General features: G+C 58.3%; 24 protein-coding genes, 15 tRNA genes and 1 rRNA gene. 4 read left to right on the plus strand and 36 right to left on the minus strand.

The annotated features are described in order from the left end of the window. Positions 1-116 precede the first annotated feature (116 nt). The 7 genes from KB449_RS21235 to zwf all read right to left on the minus strand — a co-directional run bounded on the left by KB449_RS21235 (position 117) and on the right by zwf (position 7861). Positions 117-1649, minus strand: a complete 1533-nt coding sequence (locus KB449_RS21235) for an MFS transporter (protein ID WP_282910268.1) — start codon at positions 1647-1649, stop codon at positions 117-119. A 153-nt stretch (positions 1650-1802) separates the two neighbouring features. Continuing rightward, the gene (locus KB449_RS21240; protein ID WP_282910269.1) at positions 1803-3344 is read right to left on the minus strand and encodes an MDR family MFS transporter; all 1542 of its coding nucleotides are present in this window, start codon (positions 3342-3344) and stop codon (positions 1803-1805) included. Between the two features lie 33 nt (positions 3345-3377). Continuing rightward, on the minus strand, positions 3378-4049 hold the full coding sequence (locus tag KB449_RS21245; protein WP_282910270.1) for a hypothetical protein: 672 nt from the start codon (positions 4047-4049) through the stop codon (positions 3378-3380). Next, positions 4042-4728 carry a bactofilin gene (locus KB449_RS21250; protein ID WP_282910271.1) on the minus strand — a complete coding sequence of 229 codons (687 nt, stop codon included), beginning with the start codon at positions 4726-4728 and terminating at the stop codon, positions 4042-4044. The genes KB449_RS21245 and KB449_RS21250 overlap by 8 nt, the downstream gene beginning before the upstream one ends. 17 nt (positions 4729-4745) lie before the next feature. Further along, a complete protein-coding gene (locus KB449_RS21255; protein ID WP_282910272.1) occupies positions 4746-5375 on the minus strand; it encodes a YhbD family protein in 630 nt (209 codons plus the stop codon). Between the two features lie 252 nt (positions 5376-5627). Then, positions 5628-6251: a cyclase family protein gene (locus KB449_RS21260; protein ID WP_282910273.1), complete on the minus strand. Its 624-nt coding sequence runs from the start codon at positions 6249-6251 to the stop codon at positions 5628-5630. Positions 6252-6307: 56 nt separating this feature from the next. After that, complete coding sequence (gene zwf / locus KB449_RS21265; RefSeq protein ID WP_282910274.1) at positions 6308-7861, minus strand: glucose-6-phosphate dehydrogenase; 1554 nt, start codon at positions 7859-7861, stop codon at positions 6308-6310. Positions 7862-8186: 325 nt separating this feature from the next. Between zwf and KB449_RS21270 the strand changes: the two genes are divergently transcribed. After that, positions 8187-8720: a hypothetical protein gene (locus KB449_RS21270; protein WP_282910275.1), complete on the plus strand. Its 534-nt coding sequence runs from the start codon at positions 8187-8189 to the stop codon at positions 8718-8720. Positions 8721-8991: 271 nt separating this feature from the next. Here the strand turns inward: KB449_RS21270 and KB449_RS21275 are convergent, their stop codons facing one another. From KB449_RS21275 to KB449_RS21315, 9 genes are all read right to left on the minus strand, one after another. Continuing rightward, a complete protein-coding gene (locus tag KB449_RS21275; protein WP_282910276.1) occupies positions 8992-10176 on the minus strand; it encodes an EAL domain-containing protein in 1185 nt (394 codons plus the stop codon). A gap of 22 nt (positions 10177-10198) precedes the next feature. Beyond that, entirely contained in the window at positions 10199-11671 is a 1473-nt protein-coding gene (locus KB449_RS21280) for a GGDEF domain-containing protein (protein WP_282910277.1), read from the minus strand. A 200-nt stretch (positions 11672-11871) separates the two neighbouring features. Continuing rightward, positions 11872-12525: a response regulator gene (locus KB449_RS21285; protein ID WP_282910278.1), complete on the minus strand. Its 654-nt coding sequence runs from the start codon at positions 12523-12525 to the stop codon at positions 11872-11874. Next, entirely contained in the window at positions 12485-13552 is a 1068-nt protein-coding gene (locus tag KB449_RS21290) for a sensor histidine kinase (RefSeq protein WP_282910279.1), read from the minus strand. The genes KB449_RS21285 and KB449_RS21290 overlap by 41 nt, the downstream gene beginning before the upstream one ends. Before the next feature lie 13 nt (positions 13553-13565). Continuing rightward, positions 13566-14213 carry a cell wall-active antibiotics response protein LiaF gene (gene liaF / locus KB449_RS21295; RefSeq protein ID WP_282910280.1) on the minus strand — a complete coding sequence of 216 codons (648 nt, stop codon included), beginning with the start codon at positions 14211-14213 and terminating at the stop codon, positions 13566-13568. Positions 14214-14376: 163 nt separating this feature from the next. Further along, the gene (locus tag KB449_RS21300; protein WP_282910281.1) at positions 14377-15072 is read right to left on the minus strand and encodes a PspA/IM30 family protein; all 696 of its coding nucleotides are present in this window, start codon (positions 15070-15072) and stop codon (positions 14377-14379) included. A 4-nt stretch (positions 15073-15076) separates the two neighbouring features. Then, positions 15077-15586: a PspC domain-containing protein gene (locus KB449_RS21305; RefSeq protein ID WP_282910282.1), complete on the minus strand. Its 510-nt coding sequence runs from the start codon at positions 15584-15586 to the stop codon at positions 15077-15079. A gap of 3 nt (positions 15587-15589) precedes the next feature. Next, on the minus strand, positions 15590-16255 hold the full coding sequence (locus KB449_RS21310) for a PspA/IM30 family protein (protein ID WP_282910283.1): 666 nt from the start codon (positions 16253-16255) through the stop codon (positions 15590-15592). 22 nt (positions 16256-16277) lie between these two features. Next, positions 16278-16580, minus strand: a complete 303-nt coding sequence (locus tag KB449_RS21315) for a hypothetical protein (protein ID WP_282910284.1) — start codon at positions 16578-16580, stop codon at positions 16278-16280. A gap of 211 nt (positions 16581-16791) precedes the next feature. On the opposite strand from KB449_RS21315, the gene KB449_RS21320 reads away from it, so the two are divergent. After that, entirely contained in the window at positions 16792-17415 is a 624-nt protein-coding gene (locus KB449_RS21320) for a C40 family peptidase (RefSeq protein ID WP_350356237.1), read from the plus strand. A gap of 48 nt (positions 17416-17463) precedes the next feature. Here KB449_RS21320 and KB449_RS21325 read toward each other — a convergent pair whose 3' ends face one another. Then, positions 17464-17922: an MEKHLA domain-containing protein gene (locus tag KB449_RS21325; protein WP_282910285.1), complete on the minus strand. Its 459-nt coding sequence runs from the start codon at positions 17920-17922 to the stop codon at positions 17464-17466. Between the two features lie 177 nt (positions 17923-18099). Here KB449_RS21325 and KB449_RS21330 point away from each other — a divergent pair, with 177 nt between their 5' ends. Both KB449_RS21330 and KB449_RS21335 read left to right on the plus strand, forming a co-directional pair. Then, a complete protein-coding gene (locus KB449_RS21330) occupies positions 18100-18441 on the plus strand; it encodes a DUF3243 domain-containing protein (protein ID WP_282910286.1) in 342 nt (113 codons plus the stop codon). Between the two features lie 80 nt (positions 18442-18521). Next, positions 18522-19478: a YihY/virulence factor BrkB family protein gene (locus KB449_RS21335; RefSeq protein WP_282910287.1), complete on the plus strand. Its 957-nt coding sequence runs from the start codon at positions 18522-18524 to the stop codon at positions 19476-19478. Between the two features lie 219 nt (positions 19479-19697). On the opposite strand, the gene KB449_RS21340 is transcribed toward KB449_RS21335, so the two are convergent. From KB449_RS21340 to rrf, 19 genes are all read right to left on the minus strand, one after another. Beyond that, a complete protein-coding gene (locus KB449_RS21340; RefSeq protein ID WP_282910288.1) occupies positions 19698-20501 on the minus strand; it encodes a formate/nitrite transporter family protein in 804 nt (267 codons plus the stop codon). Between the two features lie 169 nt (positions 20502-20670). Beyond that, entirely contained in the window at positions 20671-21072 is a 402-nt protein-coding gene (locus KB449_RS21345) for a nitrogen regulation protein NR(II) (protein ID WP_282910289.1), read from the minus strand. After that, positions 21069-21908, minus strand: coding sequence for an alpha/beta fold hydrolase (locus tag KB449_RS21350; protein WP_282910290.1), 840 nt, complete (start codon positions 21906-21908; stop codon positions 21069-21071). The genes KB449_RS21345 and KB449_RS21350 overlap by 4 nt, the downstream gene beginning before the upstream one ends. 205 nt (positions 21909-22113) lie before the next feature. Continuing rightward, positions 22114-22199: transfer RNA gene (locus KB449_RS21355), tRNA-Leu, on the minus strand. A gap of 29 nt (positions 22200-22228) precedes the next feature. Continuing rightward, positions 22229-22305 (minus strand) — tRNA-Arg (locus KB449_RS21360). 11 nt (positions 22306-22316) lie between these two features. Beyond that, positions 22317-22390: transfer RNA gene (locus tag KB449_RS21365), tRNA-Cys, on the minus strand. A gap of 11 nt (positions 22391-22401) precedes the next feature. Continuing rightward, positions 22402-22476 (minus strand) — tRNA-Gly (locus KB449_RS21370). A 4-nt stretch (positions 22477-22480) separates the two neighbouring features. Next, positions 22481-22555 (minus strand) — tRNA-Gln (locus tag KB449_RS21375). Positions 22556-22567: 12 nt separating this feature from the next. After that, positions 22568-22643, minus strand: a tRNA-His gene (locus tag KB449_RS21380). Between the two features lie 18 nt (positions 22644-22661). Continuing rightward, a tRNA-Trp gene (locus tag KB449_RS21385) sits at positions 22662-22735 on the minus strand. 18 nt (positions 22736-22753) lie between these two features. Then, positions 22754-22837 (minus strand) — tRNA-Tyr (locus KB449_RS21390). 16 nt (positions 22838-22853) lie between these two features. Next, positions 22854-22929: transfer RNA gene (locus tag KB449_RS21395), tRNA-Thr, on the minus strand. Positions 22930-22952: 23 nt separating this feature from the next. Then, a tRNA-Phe gene (locus KB449_RS21400) sits at positions 22953-23028 on the minus strand. Between the two features lie 27 nt (positions 23029-23055). Continuing rightward, positions 23056-23132, minus strand: a tRNA-Asp gene (locus KB449_RS21405). A 33-nt stretch (positions 23133-23165) separates the two neighbouring features. After that, positions 23166-23242, minus strand: a tRNA-Met gene (locus tag KB449_RS21410). Between the two features lie 110 nt (positions 23243-23352). Then, positions 23353-23427: transfer RNA gene (locus tag KB449_RS21415), tRNA-Glu, on the minus strand. 19 nt (positions 23428-23446) lie between these two features. After that, positions 23447-23539: transfer RNA gene (locus tag KB449_RS21420), tRNA-Ser, on the minus strand. Positions 23540-23543: 4 nt separating this feature from the next. Next, a tRNA-Asn gene (locus KB449_RS21425) sits at positions 23544-23619 on the minus strand. Positions 23620-23641: 22 nt separating this feature from the next. Beyond that, positions 23642-23758, minus strand: a 5S ribosomal RNA gene (gene rrf, locus KB449_RS21430). Positions 23759-23802 lie beyond the last annotated feature (44 nt).

A 23802-nucleotide genomic window follows, 5' to 3' on the forward strand; every position in this document is an offset into this window, starting at 1 on the left:
TGGAGCGAGCAAAGGGCATGCGGCGAAGTAAGTTAGCGCGGCCCGCACGCGTAAAAAGCCGCATTGCACCCTGAGGTGCAACACGGCTTCCTGTCCTTTGCCGATAGATTCGCAGCTTAATGCGCCAGCGGCGCGTCTCCGTCTTCCCGCTTCTGCAGCACTTCCTTCTTCAGGAACCAGCAGAGCACGAAGGCGATGCAGACGAATACGATCGAAATCACGTACAGATTGTGATACGCGCCCGAGAACGCGGTCTTCACGTGTTCGAGCAGATCCGGCGCGAGCCCCTTCGGAATGCCGCCCGTCTGAATCTCGCTCGCGGTGCCCGCCGGCAATTGGTCCGCGATGCCCTCGATGCCCTTCTTGATGTCGCCGGCCAGCAGCGAGCCGAACACGCTGAGTCCGATGGACGCCCCGATCGACTGGAAGAGCTGTACGGTCGACAGCGCGATCCCGCTCTCTTCCTTGCTCACCGACTCCTGGACGATCAGATTGTCTCCGCCGAACAGCGCGCCGAGCCCGACGCCCATGATGACGAAGGTAACGACGACGAAGATCACGCTAACGTCGATGCCAAACTGCAGCATCAGCACCAGGGCGACGATCGGCAGCGTAAACGAAATAATGAAAATCGTACGGTAGGCAACGCGCGTGATAAGGAAACCGACCAGAATGCTGAACGGTATCGCCCCGCCCATGAACGCCAGGTTCAGATACCCGGAAGCCCTTGGCGACAAGCCCATGACGTTCTGCGCGAAAAACGGGAAGTTGGCGAACGTGCCCATGACGCCCAGCATCAGGATGAACACGAGACTCGACAGCACGACGACGTTGCGGTTGCGGAACAGATGGAGCGGGATAATCGGTTCTTCGACGCGCCGCTCGATCCAGATGAGCAGCGCCGTCAAGACGACGAACAGGACGAGCATGCCGATAATCAGCGGCGAACTCCACGATAGCCCTTGCGTCTCAATGAGCACCGGCGCGAGCAGCAGGGACAGCAGCGCGAGCATGAGCGTCGCGGCGCCGGTCCAGTCGATCTTCTTCTTTTCTTCGCCTCTCTTTTCCACCATCCCGATCCACATAACGGCCGCGGTCAGGATACCGAACGGCAGGTTGATCAGGAAAATCCAATGCCAGTTGACGTGCGAGATCAGCTCGCCGCTGATCGTCGGTCCGAGCAGCTGCGGCAGGATCATCAGCGGTCCGAACAACGCCTGCAGCTTGGCGCGCTGCTCGAGCTCGTACGTATCGCCGAGAATGACCATCGCGAGCGGCATCAGGCCGCCTGCGCCGATCCCTTGAATCCCCCGTCCGACGAGCAGCATCGGCATCGACTGCGCGAGCCCGCAGACGAACGAGCCGGCGATGAACAGCCCGATGCACGCGAGATAGACGCGTTTGCGGCCGTAGAGATCGGCCAGCTTGCCGAGAATCGGCATGAACAGCGTCATGGACAGCATGTAGATGCCGGCCACCCACCCCATCAGCGGCAGCCCGTGCAGATCCCGGATAATCGTCGGCATGGCCGTGGAGACGATCGTCTCGTCGAGCTCCGCGAAAATCAGGCCGAGCATCAGTCCCGTCAGTACGAGCGCTTTGTTGTTTTTGCGTCCGATCGCGGCTTGCGCGAGTGGAGCCATAGCCATTTGCGTTTACACCCCTTTAAATCGGCGGAGCCGCCTCCGTCTATGACGGCATCGCCGCGCTTTGAACTGTCGCCATCTTACGACCGGTATATGAACTCAATATGAAATGCGCGGCGTGCACCTGCCCAAAATGCCGCGCCGCTGTACTGCCCCTCAATGGCCACCCGCGGCCATTTCCGGCTTTCCCCCTTTTGCGGGGATCTCAAGCTTCGAACGGCCCATGAAAAAGACGGTGGCGAGCGCGAGCCCCGCGGGTACGAGCGACCAGAGGAACATATGCGAAATGGAGGACGACAGCGCCTCTACGATCTTATGCAGCGTACCCTCGGGAATGTTGGCGCGATTTTCCGGGGTCAACGATTGCCTGATATCGCCGAGCGCCGAGCCGGCGCCCTGCGCATTGTCCGAACCGGCGAACGCTTCCTTCAACTTGTCCGCGAGCGAGTTGCGCTGCATGATGCCGAAGACGGTCAGGCCGACCGTCATGCCGAGCGAACGCACGAACGACATCGTCGAGCTTGCCGAGCCGCGCTGGTTCGCCCCGAAGCCGTGCATGCTGGCCATGCCGAGTACCGAAAACGAGAAGCCCACGCCGACGCCCGTGACGATCATGTACCAGACCAGCGTCGCTCGCGACGTATCGGGCGTAATCGTCGACAGCAGCGCCGCCCCGATTACGAGGATAACGGCGGACAAGATCATGACATTTCGATAAGACGTCTTCATCGCGAGAAATGCGCCGATCTGCGAAGATACGACCGAGCCCAGCGTAAGCGGCAGCAGGATGAGCCCCGAATTCGTCGCCGAACCGCCGTTCACGCCTTGTACGAAGATCGGGATGTACATCGCAAACGTGATAAACGCCGCGCCGTAGAACAAACCCGCCACCGTGCTCGAAGCGAACAGCCGCTGCCGGAACATGGCGTAGGAGATGATCGGATCCGCCGCCTTGGTCTCTGCATACAGGAATACCGCGAACTGGACGAACGCCGCGGCGAACAGCGAGACGATCTTCGCCGAATCCCACGCATACGTGCCCCCGCCCAGCTCAAGCGCGAACATGAGGCTGACGACCGCGCCGACGAGGGTGGTGGCGCCCCACCAGTCGATGCGTTGTTTCAGATGCGCGCGGGATTCCTTGTAGCCGAATACGATTAGCGCCAACGCGACCAAGCCCAACGGGAGATTGATGTAGAAAATCCAGCGCCAGTGGACATGGTCGGTAATGTAGGCGCCGAGCAGCGGTCCGGCGAGGCTCGAGGTGCCGAATACGGCGCCGAAGATGCCCGACATGCCGCCGCGCTTTTCGACCGGGATGACGTCGAACAGAATCGTGAAGGCGATCGGCACGAGCGCGCCGCCCCCGATGCCCTGGATGGCCCGGTAGATCGACAGCTCGGTAATGCTTGTCGCCGTCCCGCATAGAACCGAGCCGAGCAGGAACATGATCATGCCGAAAATGAAAAACCGCTTGCGGCCGTACATGTCGGACAGCTTGCCGAAGATCGGCATGCCCGCCATTTCCGTGACGAGATACGCGGAAGTGACCCAGACGATCTTGTCGTAGTCGCCGAGCTCGGAGACGATCGTCGCCATGGCGGTGCCGACGATCGTGTTGTCGATGGCCGCCACAAAGATGCCGAGCATCAGTCCGGCTAGAACGATGCCCAGCTTGTTGCCTTGCGAAGCGCTCATGATTAAACCTCCTGAACGAAATTGAATATCGAATTAAATGCGTACGCGCTGACCGACCTTGGCGCGCGAGTCTACGCGCAGCTCTCGCCGGTACTCGACGCGCCCGATCGTGCACCCCGGGCCGATGACGACGTCCCCGCCCCTTACGACATCGGCTTCCGTATACTGCAGCTCGATCTGGTCGCCTTCGATCGTTCGTGCCTTCAGCGAGGCAGCGCCCGATGGCGTTACTAAATTTTTGAGGGCGCCGATCCGGCTTCGGCGCACGCGAAGCTTGCCGCCTCCAAGCTCGCCTACGGAGCTGGGCCCGTACAAGCCGAGCTCCAACCGCTCCGCGCTGAGCAGACCGCCGCAGACAACGGCGCCGCGCAGCACCGCCTCGCCGAGCTCGGCATCTCCGTCCACGGCGAGCTGGCCGTAAAGCTTCACCTTTTCGCTGCGCAAATTGCCCTTCACCTTTAATTCGCCCGTACCGCCGATTTCCCCGCTCGCAAGGTCGGCCTCCACGCCGCAAGTGCCGGTAAGCTTGACCGCAGCCGCCTTCAGCCCGCCGCGAACGTCAACTTCGCCGGTACAAGCCAGCTTGCTGCAATCCAGGTCTCCGCGAAATTCGCACTCGCCCGTAACCTTCACTTGGCCGAAGACGCCGCCGTTCGAAGAGCTGGATCCTAGCAATTTGAGAGCGGGCCGACTTTGATTAACCATTTACTTTCGCCTCCTCGCCGATTCGGGCCGACGGATGCTTGCGAAGCTCGGTCCGGTATTCCACGCGATCGATGACGCAGCCTTCGCCGATCGTCACCCGATCCCCCCGCACGACTTTTACCGTCGCGTGATCCAGCTCGATCCAATCGCCTTCGATCGTGTCCGCTACGAGCTCCTGAGCGAAGCTTGGCAGCATCCGCTGCCACAGCGATTGCCAAGCGCCTGTCCGGCCTTTGCCGATACGGATCGACTCTCCGCCGATCTCCTTCGCGGTGCCTCTTCCCTGCAGCTTCAGATCGATCGTGCCCGCGTTGAGCAGCCCGCCGATTTTAAAGGCGCCCTCCCCTTCGAGCGCGTCCATCTCACAGTCTCCGCCGACGGCCAGCATGCCGTTCAGACGCAGGCGCTGCCCCGCGTACGCCCCCTTAACGGTAATTACGCCGTCGATTGCGGCCGCGCCGGCTCTTACGCCGCCGGCGACGTCAAGCGTGCCGTCGAGATCCAGCTCGCTTGCCGCCAAGTGACCGCCTACCCGGATTCGCCCGTCCGCGTCGAAGAGCTGCGCCTCGATGTCGGTCGCCACTTTACAGACGCCGTTCAGCGCCACCTTCTTGTAGACGCCGCCCGCCGCCGTTCCGATGCCATCCATTTTCAGATCGCCGATCATTCCGCTGTCCATCCCTTATCATCCTCTCTTCAGTTCAGCTTGCTCCTTAGCTGCTCCGCGATCTCCGCCAACTGCAGCCTGGCAACCACCTTGACGCCGGCATCGAAGTACAGCGTAGGCGGCGCCGCGACGAGCGCGAACATCGTCACGCCCATCTTTCGCATGAACAGCAGCTCGCATGGCTTGCCTTCGTAGCGGGGAAAGTGACTGCGCAGCGTCTCCATCAACAGGTCGCTCTCGACAAGACTGATCTCTCCTGCAGACAGCAGTTGATCCGTTACGTACAAATACAAGAGCTGCGCAAACGAATAGGCTTCCTGCTCATTCGATTGTGCCGGTGTGCTGAGACGAGAAATCGACAACTCCGAAACAATGTTACGTTCTATTAACTCGCGTTTGGACAACGATAGTTCGGATTGAAAAGGAGACAGCTTGTCGGCCAATTCATCCAGCGATAAATCTTCCTTCATGTTCATGATCCGATCGATTCTCGCCAAGATCATATCCTTCGGGAAGAAGGTCTCCTGTCCCGTGAACGTAGACTTGCGAATAAACCACTCTTCCGGGATCAGCTGCTTGCGCTTCCAGCGGTACAGCTGACCGTATGAAATGCCCATCAGCTCCAGAAGGTCCTTTTTTGAAATCAATTCGCGCTCCATGCTTCTCACCTCTGAAAACAATGTAACATAACACTGTTACGTTGTAAACGAGCAAAATGAGCCGGCTGCGAATTTAATTTTAATCCGGACCGTAAGAATTCGCTTCGGTCTGCAGCAGCTTAGCGGCCTCGGTCTGGAGACGGAGCGCATCCGCCCTATTGGCAAAATAAAAATCGGGACGCTCAGCGCCCCGATTCTGCCTCGTACATTCTCGTACATTCTCGTACATTGCGTACATTCTTGTACATTCAATTAGTCGCCAATCAGCAGCGCCCTTGCAGGTGCGGCGTCGATGCCGGTCATCTTGAGCGGCGCGACGACAAGCCAGTACGAACCCGGCGCGACGTCCTTCAGGCGCACGCCTTCGACGATGACGATGCCTGCGCGCATCAGCGTGCGGTGCGTCGGGTACTCCGCCTGCGCGCGCTCGATGCCGAGCGCGTCCGTAGCGGCGACGGCGATGCCGATATCGGCCAGATAACGCGCCCCATCCTCGCGCAGGAAGACGAAGTCCATCAGGAATTCCTCGCTGAATGAGCTGCTCGTCTTAAACAGCAGACGCTCGCCCTTCTGGATATTAAACGGCACGAGGTCGTCCTTCGTAATCGAATCCTTGACGTGCGTCAGGTCGAGCACGCGCGCCGGACCGACCAGCTGCTCCAGCGGGATGGTCTCGATCGTAGCGCCGCCGGCCAGCATGTGAAGAGGCGCATCCACATGCGTCCCCGTATGTACGTTCATCGTCAGCAAGCTCTCGTGCGGCTTGCCTTGATTGTGATTTTGCACATTCGCGATACTCGGTTTTTTGGCCTCGTAGTTTTTCCATACCTGCATGCCTTCTTCGATCGTCATACTGATGTCGTAAATACGCGGCATCCGTCTTCTCCTCCTCCGAATAAAGGCTGCCCGCGCAGGCGGGCAGCCCCTCTACATTACTTGCCGGTGTTGCTCACCCAAATGACGTTGTCTTCGTCCTGCCCGTTGACCGGCCACCAATGGAAGCCGTCCTGATGGAGCAGTTTGTGCGCCTGCTGCGGGCCCCAAGCGCCTGCGGAGTAGTAGGAAAGATCCGCGGCATGCTCCTGCCAGGCAGCCGCGATCGGATCGACCAGCTGCCAGGCTGCAGCAAGCTCATCCCAGCGCGTGAAGTAGGTCGAATCGCCGCGTGCCGCGTCGAAGAGCAAACGCTCGTAAGCTTCCGGCGTATTGATGCCGACCTGGCAGCTCTGGCAGAACTCCATCGCTACGGGCTGCACAGTCATCTCGTTGCCCGGCTTTTTGGCGTTGATCCGAATGTAGATGCCCTCCATCGGATTGACGCGGATGACCAGCAGGTTCGGCTGGAGCTGCTGACGGCTCGCGAACAGCAGGTTGCCCGGCACGTTCTTGAACTCGACGACGATCTCGGTCGACTTGACCGGGAGCCGCTTGCCTGTCCTTACGTAGAACGGCACTCCCGACCAGCGGAAGTTGTCCACGAACAGCCGCGCTGCGAAAAACGTCTCGGTCGAAGAGTCCGCCGGCACCGAATCTTCCTCGCGGTAGCCCTTGAGCGCTTGGCCTCTCAGCTCGCCCGACGTGTATTGTCCGCGAATGACGCGCTCGCGCACCTCGTCGCCGGATTTGAAGTTGCGCAGGGAGCGCAGCACCTTGACCTTCTCGTCGCGGATCGCTTCGGGGTCGAGGTGGCTCGGCGGCTCCATCGCGATCATCGTCAGCATCTGCAGCATATGGTTCTGGACCATGTCGCGAAGCGCGCCGGACTTGTTGTAATAAGCCCCCCGCTCTTCGACGCCGACCGTCTCGGACAGCGTGATCTGGACATTCGCAATATGCTGCTTGTTCCAGAGCGGCTCGAAGAAGGCGTTCGCGAAGCGAATGACCTCGATGTTCTGCACCATTTCCTTGCCCAGGTAATGGTCGATGCGGAATACTTCGTCCTCGCGGAAAACGTGGCGGATCTCCTCGTTCAGCTTGGAGGCGGACGGGTAGTCGTAGCCGAACGGCTTTTCGATGACCAGTCTGTGCCAGCCTTCGCTCTCGAGCATGCCGCCGTCCCGAAGGTTCCGGGATACGGTGCCGAAAAGCTCCGGTGCCAGCGCCAAATAGAACAGGCGGTTGCCGGCGATGGAATAACGCGCTTCGAGCGCCTCCGTCGACGCCTTCAGCTCGCGGAAGCCTTCCACGTTGCCGATGTCGAGCGAGTGGTAGGTGAAGCGCTCCGTGAAGTCCTGCCAGTCCTGGCCTTCTCCGATCTTGTACCGGCAAAATTCCTTGATCGATTCGAGGACGTCCCCGCGGAATTGCTCGTCCGTACGCGGACGCCGCGCGAGGCCGACAATGGCGAACTTATCGCCAAGCTTGCCCTCGCGGTAGAGGCTGTACAAAGCCGGAAATAGCTTGCGCCGCGCCAGATCGCCCGTCGCGCCGAAGATAAAGTAAACCGCGCCTTCCGCGGTTACGTTGTCGATCAGTTGATCCGTCATGTATTCGTCAACTCTCAATGCGGTAGGATAGCGCTCGTCCGAGCTTCGGACTGCATCGCTTTAAAGCCCAAATTTGACCCTTACTCATGCACAGTAGTTTATCATAATTGACATCGCTAAGCTATTCTTTTGGAGGTTTTTTACAGCCCTCTTGCCGGGTGTATCAGGCGCATGCCACTAGGATGTTTCAGGCGCATGCCATTAGGGTAATTCAACATAACTTTACAATAGGGAAACATTGCCGTACTCCGCCATACACAATCCAATCAGCTAAACATTGCAGTTAAATAAACATTGCAGCTAAACATTGAGGAGGTCAGCAAATATGGCCATACGTTTCAATAGCTTGAACGGTTCGGCCCGGCTCTCCGCCCGGGTATCCCCCGTCAACAGAGTGACGCCGCTACTGCCGTTTCAAGAGGTGCTCGATGAGGAGACGTACCGGTACGTACGCGACGAAGGCGATTCGCGGCGTACGCCTGTGCCTGCCCCGCTGCCTCCTCACGTCAGGCGTGCCGCCGAAGCGGCCTCTTCCGTCGTGAAGCAAGCGATCGAAGTGAACTACGCCGTCGACAAGGCGTATGCCAGTCCGTCCGAAGCCGCAATGGCCGAGCTCCAGGACAAGGCCGAGAGCCTGAGCCTAAGCCTCCAGTCCGAGGAAGAGCTGCAGCTCGATCCCGGTATCGGAGCGCGACTTTCCGCGGCATACTCGCCCATGGGTTGGCGCAGAGTCGCCGAGCCGCTGGCCGAGCAAGCCCCTTGGCGGATGATTCCCATCCGCGAAGCGATCTATACGGATCAGATGCAGCTGCAATCGCTGTATCCGGAGACCGGACTGCTGCTCAGCGAACAAGCTTAACTTCTTTTTTGAAAAGGGACGTCGCGGCGAATGGCTGCGCGTTCCTTTTTTTGCGCCCCGCTTTGTGCCCCGCAACGTAACAACCGGTCTACTCTCCTGCAGCGCCTTATCTGCAGCCGCCGTCACCTTCCTGTTCAAAGGGGATACCGTTCACACGCTGGAAGAGCCTCGACAAACGTACCGTCGCATGCTAAAAAACCGCTAGGGGCTCAGCCTGCGGTTCCTCGCTTGTTCAGTCCGGGCGAACGGGTTATGTCTCCCAGCCGAGTTGTTAAGCCATCGGTCCCGGCCGGCCGAGCAAATAGCCTTGCGCATAATGGACGCCCATCGAGATGAGCTTGTCCAGCTCCTGCTGCGTCTCCACGCCTTCGGCGATCAGCGCGATCCCCATCCGGTCCGCGGCTTCGACGAGCGTGCCGAGCATGTGCTCCTTGAACGTGTCCGCATGCAGGCCGCTTACGATCGAACGGTCCACTTTGATATAATCCGGCCTAAGCTCCACGATCGACAGCAGGGAGGAGTAGCCCGCCCCGACATCGTCGATGGCGATCTTGTACCCTTGGCTCCGGTAGTGCGCAAGCACCCGCTGCACCGAGCCGAAGTCCCGGATGCTCGATCGCTCCGTGATCTCGAAGACGACCTGAGCCGGCGTCAAACCGTGCGACTCCAGGAGAGCCAGTGTCTTCCATGGCGCGAATTGGGGCGCGTCGATGATCCGGGGAGACAGGTTAAGGAACAGCTTCTGCTCCTTCGCAAGGCCGGCGCTGCCCGAGATGGCCCGCTCTCTGGCAAGGCGGTCGAGCGCATAGTCTTTGCCCGCGCGTTCGGCGAATTCGAACAACGGCAGCGGCCCGTTGAAGACGTCGGTGTCCATCGGTCTCGACAGCGCCTCGTAGCCGAGCGGACGGCGCTCGCGAATGTCGACGATCGGCTGATAGACGGACCGCAGCGCCTGGTTTTCCAGCAGCCGCTCCAGTTCGCCAAGGCGGAGCGCATCGTCAAGCGCGTCTTCGTGCTGGCCGTTCTGCATCGCTTCCCGTGCCATCTCGTGCAGCTTGCGTCCGGTCCCCTCTCCCCGCTTGAATTCGCCGAACGCGCAGCCAGCGTGAAGCGAAGGCAAAGGCGCGCCCCGCAGCTCTTCCCGGAGCGCGGGCTCCAGCAGCCGTTCCTTGTACGCCCTTGCGGACAGCATCAGCTCGCGTCTGAACCGGCCCGGCTCCTCCTGCTTGTCCGCGCAGAAAAAGAGCATCAGGTCGTTATGCAGCCATTTTGCCGCATAAGGTCTGGCAGGCCCGGCAAAGCTCTCGAGCAGCAGCTCCTCCGCCCGCTGTTTCCACCTCGCCTCGATCAGCGAGGCTGCGCTCCCCGCAGCGCCGCTCCAATAAAAGTACAACAGGGCGGCCTCTCTGTCCGCAACCATGGATATACCCGGCCCCGGATACGTTCCCAACGCCATCGTGTCTCCCCCTCCAGCCGTCTTATGCCCGTTCTTCGAATGACGCGGCGATCGCCTCGCTAACGGCGTACGCGCTTCCCGGCAGTTCCTTGGCTCTTTTCTTGCATGCCGCGGCCAATCGCGACAATTCTTCATGGCTGATGGTTCCGGAGCCGTCCCAGCGGATGACGGCGATCGAGAGCGATACGCCGGGCTGCTGGACGGCGCCGCCGTGCCGGTCGATCACCATCGTCGGCCGAGCCGTCCCGTACATCGGGTCGACACCGGCGTGGAACCGCTCGATAAAGGCGCGGCAGCGCGCTTCGGGATCGGATCGGTCGCTGATGGAGATAAAATCGTCGCCTCCGATATGGCCCAGGAAATGGTTGCTTCCTTCCTCTTCATTCAGAACGCCGTCAAGCACGGAAGCCGTATATCGGATCATATCGTCGCCGGCGCTGTAGCCGTAACTGTCGTTGAACCATTTAAAATAATCCAGGTCCGCGTAATAGACGCTGAACGGCTTGCGCATTTTAACGCGCGATTCAATCTCGCGGCGAATGCTATCCCCGCCCGGCAATCCCGTCAGCGGGTTGACGCGCCGCGCCGCTTCGGCTTGCAGCGAAGCGAACGACTCGAGCAGCGCCTTGACGGTGACGCCGCCTACGTACCGCCCCTGCTCGGTCACGATGACCGTATCGTACAGCTGGGAGTCCGAGCGGTCCATGGCCAACCGGGCGACGGCTTCCACGTGCATGTCCGCTTCCGCTACGAGCGGCGCATTTTCCATGATCTTGTCGATCGTCCGGTTCCAATACAGCGGCATGCCGAACTTGGACGCCAGCATCCGGTTCAGCCGGTCACGCGTGATCAGTCCGCGCGGCTGTTCCGCGATCGCCACAACGATGCTGTGGCTGTCCGGCTGTTCCTCGAACCATTCGGCGGCAGCCGATACCGGCGTCTCGGGAGGCATGGCAGGCATGGCCGCCGCGAGCCGGCCGACCGTCAGTCCTTGATCGCCCTCCGACCAGGGATCGGTCGATTTGGGGTCTGCCGCAGCTTTGGCCGGTTTAGCGGACAGCTCGGGAGCTATGGCTTCTTCCAGCGCCTTAATCGCTTGCGCGCCGGCTTCCAGCATCCCCTCCATCAGCAGCTGTTCCCCGCTGTGACCGTACGCTCGCGGAGGCAGCAGTATAAATCCGAAGCCGATCGCGGCTTCGGCGCCCGTATTCTCCGCAACGATGCTGCGAAGCTGCGCCTCAAGCTCGGGCCTGACGGCCTGCCGCCTGCGTTCATCCTCGGGCAGCCGCACGGCGAGCAGCAGCATATGTTCTCCCTGCCAGCCCCATAGGATCTGGGAGCGAACCTCCATCCACTGCTTCAGCTTTTTCTTCGGCCAGGTCGTTCTGTCGGGACCAAGCCGCCCTGCCAGCATGCCGACATTCCCCTCGCGGGAGCCTCCGACAATCGTCCTGATGCATGCTGGATTCAGTAGACTTTTTACCCATTTGCTCATGGTAGCCGCCTCCACTGACAACCTGCTTCTTACCTATTGTAGTCCTGAATCGTTAACGCAAGGTAATATTTACCGTCGGAAAATAAAAAAATTGTCGATCACGGTCGAACTTCCAGCCTAAGACGCGCATTCGGGTATGAAAAAACCGCATGCAGCGCACTTGGCGCGGTTCATGCGGCTGCTTTATTTTCGAATAGGGGTTATTCGGCCAATCCGTTGCGGTGCGCGTAGATCGCCGCTTGGGTCCGGTCCTCGACGCCGAGCTTGCTGAACATATTGGTCAAATGATACTTGACCGTCTTAATGCCGATAAACAGCTCGTCCGCGATCTCTTGGTTGGACTTGCCCTGTGCGATCAGCTGCAGCACTTCCATCTCCCGCTCCGTCAGCTCCTCGTGCGGCTGCGCCTCCGTTTGAGCCGGCCTTCGGAACCGGTTCATCATCTTGGAGGCCACCTGCGATTCGAGCACCGATTGGCCGCGGGCTGCGGCCCGGATCGCGTCCGCGATCTCGCTCGCCCTCGACGTCTTGAGCAAGTAGCTGAATGCGCCCGCTTCAATGACGGGATACATCTTCTCGTCGTCGAGAAAGCTCGTCAGCACGATGACGCGGCATTCCGGCTGCTGCTCGAGCAGACGGCGCGTGGTCTCGATGCCGTCCATGCCGTCCATGACCAGGTCCATCAGCACGACGTCCGGATCATAAGCTTTTGCGAGCCTCAGTCCTTCTTGTCCGTTCCCCGCTTCTCCCACCACTTCGATGCCTTCCTCGGTTCCCAGTACGGCAGCCAGTCCGATCCTCACCATCTCGTGATCATCGACCAGCAGCACTTTGATCGGCAGTTGCTCCGTCATCTTCCCACCCTCTCTCTTCCGTCATGATCGGCACCCGGATCTCGATGCGCGTGCCCTTGCCCGGCGCGCTGGCGATATTCAGTGAACCGCCAAGCTCGTTCACCCGCTCTTCCATGCTGACGATTCCGTACGAAGCGTGCTTCTTCTCTTGAAGATCGAATCCCACGCCGTCGTCCCGGATCGCCAGCCTGACGGTGTCTCCCCGTCTATGTAAGGCGATGTCCATTTTGTTCGCCCGGGCATGACGAAGCGTATTGGACAGCGCTTCTTGCACCATGCGGAACAAATGATTCTCGATGCCTTTGTTCAGCGGAAGGTCTTCGTCCATATCGAGCGAGATATCGATATCGACTTTGGCCCGCATCTCCTTCACCAGCTCCGGCACCGCCTGCGACAATCGCTTGCCCTCCAGATGGACGGGGCGCAGGTGCAGCAGCAGCGCCCGCATCTCGGACTGGGCGACCGAGGACATCTCCTCGATGAGGGCGATCTGGCGACGCGCCCGCTCGAAGTCCTGGTCCATCGTCCGTCCGACGGCCGTGGCCGTCATCGAGATGGCGAACAGCTGCTGGCTGACCGCGTCGTGCAGCTCGCGCGCGAGCCGCTGCCGCTCCTCGACGACGGCGCTCATGCGCGCCTTGGCCGCAAGCTCCGTATTGTTGGTGGACAAGCGCTGCAGCGAGGCTACCTGCTCCTCCCACTTGCGGCTGAAGCGAACGAGCTGTTCGGCGAGCAGCCCGATCTCGTCCTTGCCCATGTTCGGCTGCGGCTGCACCGGGCTCCCCCGCTCCATCAGCAGCAGCGTATGGCGCATCTGCTCGATGCGGCTGCGCGTCGGCAGGCTCCTGAACAAACCGAAGCCGACGCCCGCCACGATGAGGACGCCGACTGCGGTAAGGCCGAAGGTGATGACGGTCGACCACGACTCGAACGGAGCCGCGAGACCCTGGCTTTCCAACAGGTAAATGACGACGAAGCCGATCCCGAGGGAGAACAAAACAGCTTCGCCGATATGACGCCAGACCATGATGCGCTCCTCCTCAGATCGGCCGGATACGAATGTTGCCGACAATATAGTTGAATTGCAGTTTGATCTGCTGATCCTGACGCGTGTAGCCGGGCGTGCTCCACGATATGCGCCGCATCATGCCGCCGTCCCCTTGACCGTCGACCGTCACCTGGCCGAGCAGCACGTTCGCCTCGATCTGCACCCCGTAGTCCTCGGGCACGACGATCTCGATATCGCCGACGATGCCTTGCAAGACGACGTTCGTCGCATTGTCCTCGGGCACGACGCCGCTCAGATCCAGCCTGACCTCGCCATACAGATGCCAGCAGCCCATCGATCGGAGGACCCAGCCGGGCCGGTCCTGCCTCATGCTCAGAATGAGCCTGGGCCTGCTGACGTATCCGGCGCCCGGCGAGGGCTTGACGCGCAAATAATAGATTGACGCGAGGATCAATCCGATGGCGAGCACGAGACCGATCTGGTTGACGACCAGCACGATCGCGCTGACGGCGATGACCGCGACCGACAGCCGGCTGCGGTCCTGCCTGTAGCGCTCGATGCCGAGCCATAACAGGATGGCCGCGTTGACCGTCGCGAAGCCCGCGATGGCGCCGACGGCCAGATAGAGTCCGGCGGCGATGAACACCAGCGACTTTTTGGACAAGTTCAGGTTTCTCATACCGGCCGCCTCCTCTCCGTAGGATCGTCTGCGCTGCGGCCAAATGCCTTAATATCGCGGATAAAGCCATAACGGACGGGTTCGTCCGTTATGGCCTTCGGCGAGCATCCTTGCTAGCATACCACATGTTTCCTGCGGCGTGAATGCCGCCTTTCGCCGTTCCTTATTCGGCCGAAGCGGACGGAGGCGCGATGCGGCTCTTGAGCGCCGCCAGCTCTTGGTCGACCTTCATCGCCTTGGCCGGATCGACGGAGGACGGCGCGACGGATACGCCGCCGAACGGCGCGCCCGGCAGGCGGGCTACATCGGCTTCGGCTTCCAGCTGCAGAATTTTCTCCTCCATCCGGTAGAAGCCGCGGGAAGCGTTGCCGCTCTCGATCGTATGCGTCTGGCTCGATTGCGCCAGCTGCTTGCGCGCCTTGGCCATTTGAGCGCGGGCGGCCAGCTCGTTGCGCTTGTTGCGCAGCTTGTAGAACTCTTCCTTCATCTCGTGCAGCTGGCTTGTCAGCTCGGCGACCTGCGCGCTCGCTTGGCTGTGCAGCTCTTGCAGGCTGCCTGCCTGGCCTTCGTAGTAGACCTTCTCCTCGAGCAGCTTGCGGGCGATGCCTTCATTGCCCGAGAGCAGCGCTTGCTCAGCTTGGCCGATTCGCTCCGCGGAGATGCGGACCGCTTCGTCGAGACGCTGCTTCAGCCGGCGCTCTGCCGCCATCTGACGCGCTACCGTCACTTCGGCGTCGCGAATTTCCACTTCCATGTCGCGAATATACTGGTTGAGCATTACGACCGGATCTTCCAGTTTGTCCAGCAGCTCGTGCACCGATGCCTTCGTCATGTCCTTCATTCTTTGAAATACGCCCATTGTATTATTCTCCCTTCGATTGTTGTTCAAATTTGGTGATGCGGGCCTTCAGTTCTTCGATTTCCTTCTTGAGCGCCTTCTTCTCGATATCCTCCATCATCGCGTCCAGCGTCGACGACGCTTGCGAGGATGGAGCGGCCGCCTGGGGGGCGGGCCTTGCTGCGGGTGCGGCAGGACCTGGACCGGGCCAAGCGGCGCCGGAGTTCCAGGAAGAAGCGGGCGGTGCCGGCGGACGTTGTTGCGGGGGCGTCCAGCCGCCGTTATGAGGGGGAGGGGCCCAGCCGCCATGTCCTGCTTGCGGGCCGCCGAAGGCGCTGCCGCCGCCGAAGTCCGAATCGCGGGGAATGATGAACCCGGCGATGATATAGACGAACAGCACGGTGCCTCCGGAGAAGACGGTCACGATGACGAGCAGGATTCGCAGCAGCGTCGCGTCGACGCCGAGGTAATCGGCGAGTCCCGCGCACACCCCGAACAGCTTGCGGTCGCGGGTCGATCTATACAGCTTGCGCATCGTTTACCCTCCTTGTTCCAATTTGCGCTTCAGATTTTGCAGCTCGCGGTCCACGGCTTGCGAGACCACCGTGCCGGCCTGGTACACGAGTTCCTGGCCCATGCGCCGCAAATCTCTGAGGCTCTTGGTCTCCAGTTCCATGTCCGTCAGCCGGTCGTCCACCTTGCGCAGCATTTGCGAAGGATCGGTGCTCCCGGGTGCGAAGCGGGCGTTCAGCCTTTGCTGCAGCTTCAGCGACTCCATTCGAGCGATGTAGAACTGCCTGCGGTCGTACACGCTGCGGTATTCGTCCCGCAGCTCCTGCAGCAGCTGCTCCAGCTCCAGCAGCTCGCCGCGGCTCTGCTCGTACAAGCCTTGATAACGCTCCGCCCGTTCTTCGTGGGCGACCTTGTCGGCGAGCGCCAGCTTCGCGGCGTTCTCCTCGCCTGCCTTCAGCGCGGTCAGCGCCTGTTCCTCGCGGCGCTGCGCCCATAGCTGCGCGTCCTTCAGCTGCTTGTGCATCTGGTCGGTGTGAGCGGCGTATTGCCGCTGCAGCACCTCGCACTGGCAGATTTCCTGATGCGTCGACCAGAGGAACTGATCGATGAGCTTTACGGGGTCCTCCGCGTTGTCCAGTCTTTCGTTCAGCGTTGCGACCGTTATGTCCCGCACTCGTTTGACTACGCTCATTGTTATGGATAACCTCCTTTGCTTACCATCTGCGGGTACGACCCGTTTTGCCGTTCAGCATCGATATGCCCAGCACGATCAGCCCGATCGCCGCGACCCAGAAGATCACGACCGACAGCTTGCCCAGCAGCATGAAGCCGCCGATAATGCCGATGACAATGCCGATCAGCCTGTAGCCGTTGCGCCATGCCATCACGCCGAGACCGATGATCGCGATCGGAATGAGCAGACCGATGATCCACCCGAACAAATGACCCAGCTTACCGAAGAGAAGAAGTACGCCAAGCGCGATCAGCACCACTGCCCAACCACTGTTCTTTTTCAACTCGTCTCACCCCTTTGCGTCGTTTCCTGTTTGCTTTACCTCACAAACTCATTGTAAACGTTCGGACGCCTTCGGATAACGGACCCGCGCATGGAATTGCCCCTAGACTGCAGTCGGGGGCCGTCACGGTCTCAAGGTGCCAACATTTGCGGGTACCTTTGGCCATCGGTCTATGTTAGCGTTATCCATACCACGAACGGGAGGTGCTTGAATGTTACGCAAACGCTTGACGATCGCGACGGCCGGCCTGTTCGCGGCTGCGGCGATCTGGACGGCTATGCCGACCACATACGCTTCCGCTTCTGCAGCCGCTACGACGGATATCGGCTCCGCTTGGACTTTTGGAGGCACGGATGCTACGCCGGATGCTGCGGCAGACGGTACGACCGCTGCGTCCTCCGACGTTGAAAAGATTATCGCAGAAGGCATGCGTTATATAGGAACGCCATACGAATACGGTTCCGACAGGAGCACCGATGCTTCGTTCGACTGCTCGGACTTCGTCAAATGGATTTTTTCTCGCGCGGTTGGAATCGAGCTGCCTTCGGATTCGCGGAGCCAGGGAGATTACGTCAAAAAAGAAGGCGCCGTCTCGAGCGATTGGCGTGAGCTAAAGCGGGGAGATCTGATGTTTTTCATGTCTTACCGCGGCACATCGGCTTCCGCGTATGGCGATTCGGCCAAGTCTAACGCTGAAATAACGCATGTCGCACTGTACCTGGGAGACGGTAAAATGCTTCAAACTTACTCCAAGGACAGCGGCGGCGTTCGCATCGATCCGATCGATGGCACGACTTGGGAAAAGCGGTTTTTGTTCGGCGGCAGCGCCCTCTGATATCCAATAATATAGGCTCTGCCCCGGAAGACGGAGCGGAGCCTTTTTTTAAAGCCGGGTCCAGCTTGGAAACATCGCCGCTTGGCCGCGGTACGCACCATTCTCGTCAATCAGATTCCATACCACCGCTTGCTCGATCCGGAACCTTTTGCCGCTCCCCGAGATCCTCAAGCCTTCATACCCGTCGGAATACCCTTTTTTCCTGACGTTTTCCATGAAGGCTTCCCTGACGCTTTGCTCCATCGGTTCCGCCGTCAGTCTGGAAGGCATGGCCGTAAACGTCTGCCAGCTCATTTCCCATAGATTTAAGGCAGTCCGGTTGCCATAGTTCAGCACTGGATCCGACTCCGTCCCATGGGATAACAGCGCGAACGGCGCTTCGTACAATGCGTCCGTCGCACTCGCCCCCGGCTCTATTTCAGACAACGATTTCTTTGTTAATTTCCGGTAGCTATCCATAAGCAACCGGCTGTGCCGCTCCAGCCATTCTGCGTTTTCCACGCGCATCCGTTTCTCGCTCCTTTCCCATTTCCCCATTGTACTTCCGTTTCAGCGGCGGTCAAGTTGGACAATAGGAAGTAGTCCCGGGCTGATCTCCTACAGAGGACCTAACGGTTGGCCGGACGGATAGAATGTCCAACGGATAGCGCACAATGACATTAACTTTCAAAGGAGGAATTCGAAATGAGCGAGTCCCCGCATATCATCGATAAGGAAGAGCAAATCGATACGTCCAAGGTGGGCGATACCATCTCCAGGATTGACGCACCGAAAAAGGACGAGATCCTCCGCAACTTCGATTCGTTCAAAAGCTATCTGAACAGGCGGATCGCGCTTGGCGAGTCGCTGGGTCTCTCCGAGGAGCAGCTCGCGCAGGTCGCGGAGAAGGTCGCGGACTATCTGGCCGAGCATGAGGATCCCCGCAACGCCGAGGAGAATCTGCTGCAGGAATTGTGGAAGGTCGGCGATCAGGAAGAGCGGCATAAGCTTGCGCATATGCTCGTGAAGCTGGCGCAGCAATCCTGATCGTCCTTAAGCCGTGAATCGCGTTCGACCGTCGTATGCTGCGGCGGTCGATCCCTTACCCAGGCAAGGAGGATCGAACGATGGACAAAAAAACGAAAAAAAAGACGCTGCGCTTTGCCGAAAGTTTATACTGCCGCTTTCAGGACGACGAAGTGCCCGCGATGGGCGCCCAGTTGACCTATTACTTAATCCTGGCGATATTTCCTTTTATGATTTTCCTTATCGCCTTGATCGGCTTTACGCCCTTCACGACCTGGGATCTGCTGGACGCGCTGAACAAAGTGCTGCCGCAGTCGAACAGCCAGGTGCTTGTGGACTGGATCAAAAACATACAGGAAAACCGCAGCGGCGCACTGCTGTCATTCGGGATCATCGGTTCGCTGTGGTCGGCCTCCAGTGGCATCAATGCCATCATCCGGGCGCTGAACAAAGCCTATGACGAGCCGGAGACCCGTCCGTTCTGGAAGGTTAAGGGCTTGTCGCTCATCGTGACGCTCGTCCTCACCCTCGTTATCTTCAGCAGCCTGGCCTTGCTCGTATTCGGCCGTTGGCTCGGCGAGTGGATTTTCAAGACGTTCGCACTTCCCGACTTCTTCGATGAAGTATGGACCGTAGCGCAATTCGTCATTCCGATCGCCATCATCGCGCTCGTGTTCACGGCCATGTACAAGTACGTGCCCAACCGGCATTTGAAATTCAAGGAGGTTCTGCCGGGCGCCCTCGTCGCAACGATCGGTTGGATCGTCGCATCCGGACTGTTCGCTTTTTACGTCAGCAACTTCGCCAACTATACGAAAACGTACGGTAGTCTGGGCGGCGTCATCGTCCTGCTCACCTGGCTATACATCAGCAGCATCATCGTCGTGCTTGGCGGCGAGGTCAATGCGACGCTCGCATTCGACCGTGAGGGCAAGAGTAAGCCGGAATGCAAAAAGTACACCCACTCCATTACGAATGCTTGGAACAAAGTGAAAAACTGGCGTTCACCTAAACGGGACGATAAGGGTAAAAAAGCGCCGCCCCATGTTCACACATAAAGTTTGGCGGTTTGCTGCAGCGATATCCCAAGGAATACGGAAAATCGCCTAGCCTTCGGAATGCTCGAGCGCCTTTCACCCTCTATGTAGCGCATACGATCAAATCCGAAGACGGGTTGAATATAATCGGGCCGGAATTTCATTTCCGGCCCTCGTTCTTTTCAAATGCGATTTGCGGTTATTCGTCGTCATGCTGCTCGTTTTGGCCAATAAAATGGTTCATTTTACGGCTTCCGGCGTTCTCTCCCGATGAGCCAGATAGAACAACAGTCCCGTACATATCGCTCCGCCTGCAAAGTTGCCCAACAGGACAGGGATCCAGTTCCACAATAGCATGTCCGCGAACGAATAGTTCGCGCCGAGCATGAGCCCGGCAGGCAAGAGGAACATATTGACAACCAAGTGCTCGAAGCCTTGTCCGAAAAACAGCAGCACCGGCATCCACATCGCCGCGATCTTGCCGATCGTCGAGGTGGAGGACAAGCTCATGACCACGCCGAGCGCGACCATCCAGTTGCAAAGCACCGCCTTGACGAACGCAAGCATCCAACCGTCCGCGCCAATATGGATATAGGCCGTTGTCTTGCCCTCCGCCGCCGAGATGATCGCTTGCACGAGCGGGTTGCTCATCTCATGGCCCATCTTCGTGACAGCCATCGTGTATAACGCCGCGTACAATCCCGCACCGATTACATGTCCGACAAGCGCCCATGCGAAGCTTGAGACCATTTTGCCCGTGCTTATTCTTCTCTTGAGCAGGGCTAGCGGAATCGCCGCAAAGCTGCCAGTCACGAGCTCAAGGCCCAGTAGCAGAATGAGCACGAAGCCGATGGGAAACAAGATTGCGCCTGCGATCGGCAATTTGGTCTGCACGGAGGCGGTGTAGGCTAAAGTCGTCGCGCATCCCAGTATGGCGCCCGCCAATCCGCTTCGCACGAGCTTCTGCGATACAGGCAGCTTGGACTTCGCTACTCCCATTGCAATCAGATTTTCCAACATCTGTCCCGGCTTCACATAATCCATGCTAGCGCCCCCTAAGCTGCTGCCGGACGACGCCAATCTAGCTTCGGCCGGCTTCTTTGCTACATTATAGGCGGTGGAAAGCAGCATCGCTGTGACTAACTTAACAATCATAATCCCATTCGGGTTTGATTCTTTGTCCAACATTGACATGCATGAAAAAAGACAGCCGTTAGCTGTCTCTGAAGCTTTCGTTATGTAACCGCAAAGCTAGATCGCTATCTTCCCCCTCCGGGGATAGGAGCAACTCATAGGACGCTTTGCTTTCTTCTAAAGTCGCTCTTGCCGACACGATGATGTTCACATCCTCCGCCTTGCCCGATTTTAAGGAAAAGCGGAAGCCCTCGGCTTTGCCGTTCAGACGAAGACTGGGGCTGAACTGAATCTGGAACATGATCTGACTCGCCTTCGTCAACAGCGAATCGAATCGGATGCCGACGAGCGCATGCGACATAAAACCGAACAATGTACAAAACGCCGGATCGGCTTCCGTTATGAGGTCATCCTGCGTGAGCAAAAGCCGACCTACCGTCGGGACAGCCCCACGACCATGGGTCGGTACCTGCGAGCTCAAGCTTCTGCGACCTTATCTATTCCCGAATGCGCCTCGAGAAGATATTCGGAGATCAGGTCGACTGTCTCGTCCGGATGACTCACATGAGGGCAATGGCCGGTTGCCTCCATCATTCGAAAGGAACTTCCGCGAATTTGTTGATGCATATACGCACCTACTTCTAATGGCGCGATCAGGTCTTCCGTACATTGCATGATCAGCGTAGGTGTCTTCACCTTCGGCAATACGTCCCGATGGTCGGATAGAAAGGTCGCTCTTGCGAAAATGCCCGCAATTTCCGGATCTAGCTTGCAGAAGCTTTCCTCAAGTTCCTCTGCGAGAGCGGGACGATCCGGGTTCCCCATGACGATCGGAGCTAAATAGTTTGACCATTGCGCATAATTAGATTCCATAAGTCCAAGCAATCCTTCGATATCTTCGCGTTCGAATCCGCCGATATAGTCGGGCAGATCGTTAATGTATCTAGGCGATGGTCCAATCAGAACAAGCCGTTCGAACAACGCGGGGGACTGTACCGCAGCGAGAATGCCGATTGACGCCGCGACAGAATGTCCGACATAGACTATATTTCGGATTTCCAACGCTTCGCAAATTTCCAACACGTCGGTTGCGTATCCCGTCAATTCGCTGTAACGAACGGGATCGTAAGTGCTCTTATCTGAATTTCCCGAACCCACGAAGTCAAACAATACGATTTTCCAATGTTTCTCGAAGGCAGGGGCGACAAATCTCCACATGCTTTGATCGCAGCCGAATCCGTGCGCGAATACAATGACTTTGTCGCCTTCGCCTCTCACAGTCACATGATTGCGTCTGAGAATATCTCGTTTGTCCAATATACTTAACCTCCCGTTATGAATTCCATCATGCCGAGCGGTTATTTTCAATATCAGATATTATACCCCTCGCATCCTCATGCTACAAATCGACGCGATATAACTATTAAAAAGACAGACGACCGCTTGAGCAATCGCCTGTCTAATTCCAGGTTTTCTATGAAAATAAAAAAACAAGAAATTTAATTTTCTTGAATTTGTTTTGTGGTGCCGGTGAAGGGACTCGAACCCCCACTCCCTCTCGAGAAGCGGATTTTGAGTCCGCCGCGTCTGCCATTCCGCCACACCGGCATATTAAATTTAGTTTTAAATAAAAAAAATGGCGCGCCCTAAGAGATTCGAACTCCTGGCCTTTAGATTCGTAGTCTAACGCTCTATCCAGCTGAGCTAAGGGCGCGAATATGAAGTTGGAGGCGCCACCCAGACTCGAACTGGGGGTAGAGCTTTTGCAGAGCTCTGCCTTACCACTTGGCTATGGCGCCAAGAACTTAGATGGAGCGGAAAACGGGATTCGAACCCGCGACCTTCTCGTTGGCAACGAGATGCTCTACCACTGAGCTATTTCCGCAAAATGGCTGGGGATCTAGGGATCGAACCTAGGAGTGACGGAGTCAAAGTCCGTTGCCTTACCGCTTGGCTAATCCCCAACGAGGTAAAAATGGGGCGACCGAGGGGAATTGAACCCCCGAGTGTCGGATCCACAAACCGATGCGTTAACCACTTCGCCACGGTCGCCATGTTACCAAGTTTCATTGGCAGGGGCAGCAGGAATTGAACCCACACTAACGGTTTTGGAGACCGCTGTTCTACCTTTAAACTATGCCCCTATAATGTTAAGGTAAAACTGGTGGAGGATGATGGATTTGAACCACCGAACCCGAAGGAACAGATTTACAGTCTGCCGCGTTTGGCCACTTCGCTAATCCTCCAAGACTGTAAAACAAATGGTGCCGTCGAGAGGACTTGAACCCCCAACCTACTGATTACAAGTCAGTTGCTCTACCAATTGAGCTACAACGGCATATCCATAAGGCAATACTCAGATGGTGGCTCGGGACGGAATCGAACCGCCGACACGAGGATTTTCAGTCCTCTGCTCTACCAACTGAGCTACCGAGCCATTTTGCATTCTGTTAAAGAAAGAAAATGGCGGAGCTGACGGGATTCGAACCCGCGGTCTCCTGCGTGACAGGCAGGCATGTTAGGCCTCTACACCACAGCTCCATGTGGGATCTCGGATAAATTCCAAGATAAAGTTGGTTGCGGGGGCAGGATTTGAACCTGCGGCCTTCGGGTTATGAGCCCGACGAGCTACCGGGCTGCTCCACCCCGCGTCGTTAGCATGTCTTACTATTTTGGCGACGTTTCATATCATAACCGATATCGCCATGTTAATGCAAGCACTTTTTTAAACTTTTTTCGAATCAGGCTTGCTTTGTAATGATGGTGACCCGTGGGGGAATCGAACCCCCGTTACCTCCGTGAAAGGGAGGTGTCTTAACCGCTTGACCAACGGGCCGCATGCTTAAGTAAATAACTGGCGGAGAGAGAGGGATTCGAACCCTCGAGACGCTTGTGACGCCTACACGATTTCCAATCGTGCTCCTTCGACCAAACTCGGACATCTCTCCATGATGGCTCCCCGAACAGGACTCGAACCTGTGACAACTCGATTAACAGTCGAGTGCTCTACCAACTGAGCTATCAGGGAATATATGAAATTGTGCTGCTCGGCCTGGCGACGTCCTACTCTCCCAGGACCCTGCGGTCCAAGTACCATCGGCGCTGGAGGGCTTAACGGTCGTGTTCGAGATGGGTACGCGTGGGACCCCTCCGCCATTACCACCAGACCTACTGTGCGGCGTTTGCCATACAGCTTTGCAGCTTTACAGAG

The organism is Cohnella hashimotonis, from assembly GCF_030014955.1.
GTDB classification, from domain to species: Bacteria; Bacillota; Bacilli; order Paenibacillales; family Paenibacillaceae; genus Cohnella; species Cohnella hashimotonis.

Excerpts from the sequence above, each read along its gene's own strand:
- KB449_RS21235 (WP_282910268.1), bottom strand. The coding sequence starts at position 1,649 with ATGGCTATGGCTCCACTCGCGCAAGCCGCGATCGGACGCAAAAACAAC.
- KB449_RS21240 (WP_282910269.1), bottom strand. The coding sequence starts at position 3,344 with ATGAGCGCTTCGCAAGGCAACAAGCTGGGCATCGTTCTAGCCGGACTG.
- KB449_RS21245 (WP_282910270.1), bottom strand. The coding sequence starts at position 4,049 with ATGGTTAATCAAAGTCGGCCCGCTCTCAAATTGCTAGGATCCAGCTCT.
- KB449_RS21250 (WP_282910271.1), bottom strand. The coding sequence starts at position 4,728 with ATGGACAGCGGAATGATCGGCGATCTGAAAATGGATGGCATCGGAACG.
- KB449_RS21255 (WP_282910272.1), bottom strand. The coding sequence starts at position 5,375 with ATGGAGCGCGAATTGATTTCAAAAAAGGACCTTCTGGAGCTGATGGGC.
- KB449_RS21260 (WP_282910273.1), bottom strand. The coding sequence starts at position 6,251 with ATGCCGCGTATTTACGACATCAGTATGACGATCGAAGAAGGCATGCAG.
- zwf (WP_282910274.1), bottom strand. The coding sequence starts at position 7,861 with ATGACGGATCAACTGATCGACAACGTAACCGCGGAAGGCGCGGTTTAC.
- KB449_RS21270 (WP_282910275.1), top strand. The coding sequence starts at position 8,187 with ATGGCCATACGTTTCAATAGCTTGAACGGTTCGGCCCGGCTCTCCGCC.
- KB449_RS21275 (WP_282910276.1), bottom strand. The coding sequence starts at position 10,176 with ATGGCGTTGGGAACGTATCCGGGGCCGGGTATATCCATGGTTGCGGAC.
- KB449_RS21280 (WP_282910277.1), bottom strand. The coding sequence starts at position 11,671 with ATGAGCAAATGGGTAAAAAGTCTACTGAATCCAGCATGCATCAGGACG.
- KB449_RS21285 (WP_282910278.1), bottom strand. The coding sequence starts at position 12,525 with ATGACGGAGCAACTGCCGATCAAAGTGCTGCTGGTCGATGATCACGAG.
- KB449_RS21290 (WP_282910279.1), bottom strand. The coding sequence starts at position 13,552 with ATGGTCTGGCGTCATATCGGCGAAGCTGTTTTGTTCTCCCTCGGGATC.
- liaF (WP_282910280.1), bottom strand. The coding sequence starts at position 14,213 with ATGAGAAACCTGAACTTGTCCAAAAAGTCGCTGGTGTTCATCGCCGCC.
- KB449_RS21300 (WP_282910281.1), bottom strand. The coding sequence starts at position 15,072 with ATGGGCGTATTTCAAAGAATGAAGGACATGACGAAGGCATCGGTGCAC.
- KB449_RS21305 (WP_282910282.1), bottom strand. The coding sequence starts at position 15,586 with ATGCGCAAGCTGTATAGATCGACCCGCGACCGCAAGCTGTTCGGGGTG.
- KB449_RS21310 (WP_282910283.1), bottom strand. The coding sequence starts at position 16,255 with ATGAGCGTAGTCAAACGAGTGCGGGACATAACGGTCGCAACGCTGAAC.
- KB449_RS21320 (WP_350356237.1), top strand. The coding sequence starts at position 16,792 with ATGTTACGCAAACGCTTGACGATCGCGACGGCCGGCCTGTTCGCGGCT.
- KB449_RS21325 (WP_282910285.1), bottom strand. The coding sequence starts at position 17,922 with ATGCGCGTGGAAAACGCAGAATGGCTGGAGCGGCACAGCCGGTTGCTT.
- KB449_RS21330 (WP_282910286.1), top strand. The coding sequence starts at position 18,100 with ATGAGCGAGTCCCCGCATATCATCGATAAGGAAGAGCAAATCGATACG.
- KB449_RS21335 (WP_282910287.1), top strand. The coding sequence starts at position 18,522 with ATGGACAAAAAAACGAAAAAAAAGACGCTGCGCTTTGCCGAAAGTTTA.
- KB449_RS21340 (WP_282910288.1), bottom strand. The coding sequence starts at position 20,501 with ATGGATTATGTGAAGCCGGGACAGATGTTGGAAAATCTGATTGCAATG.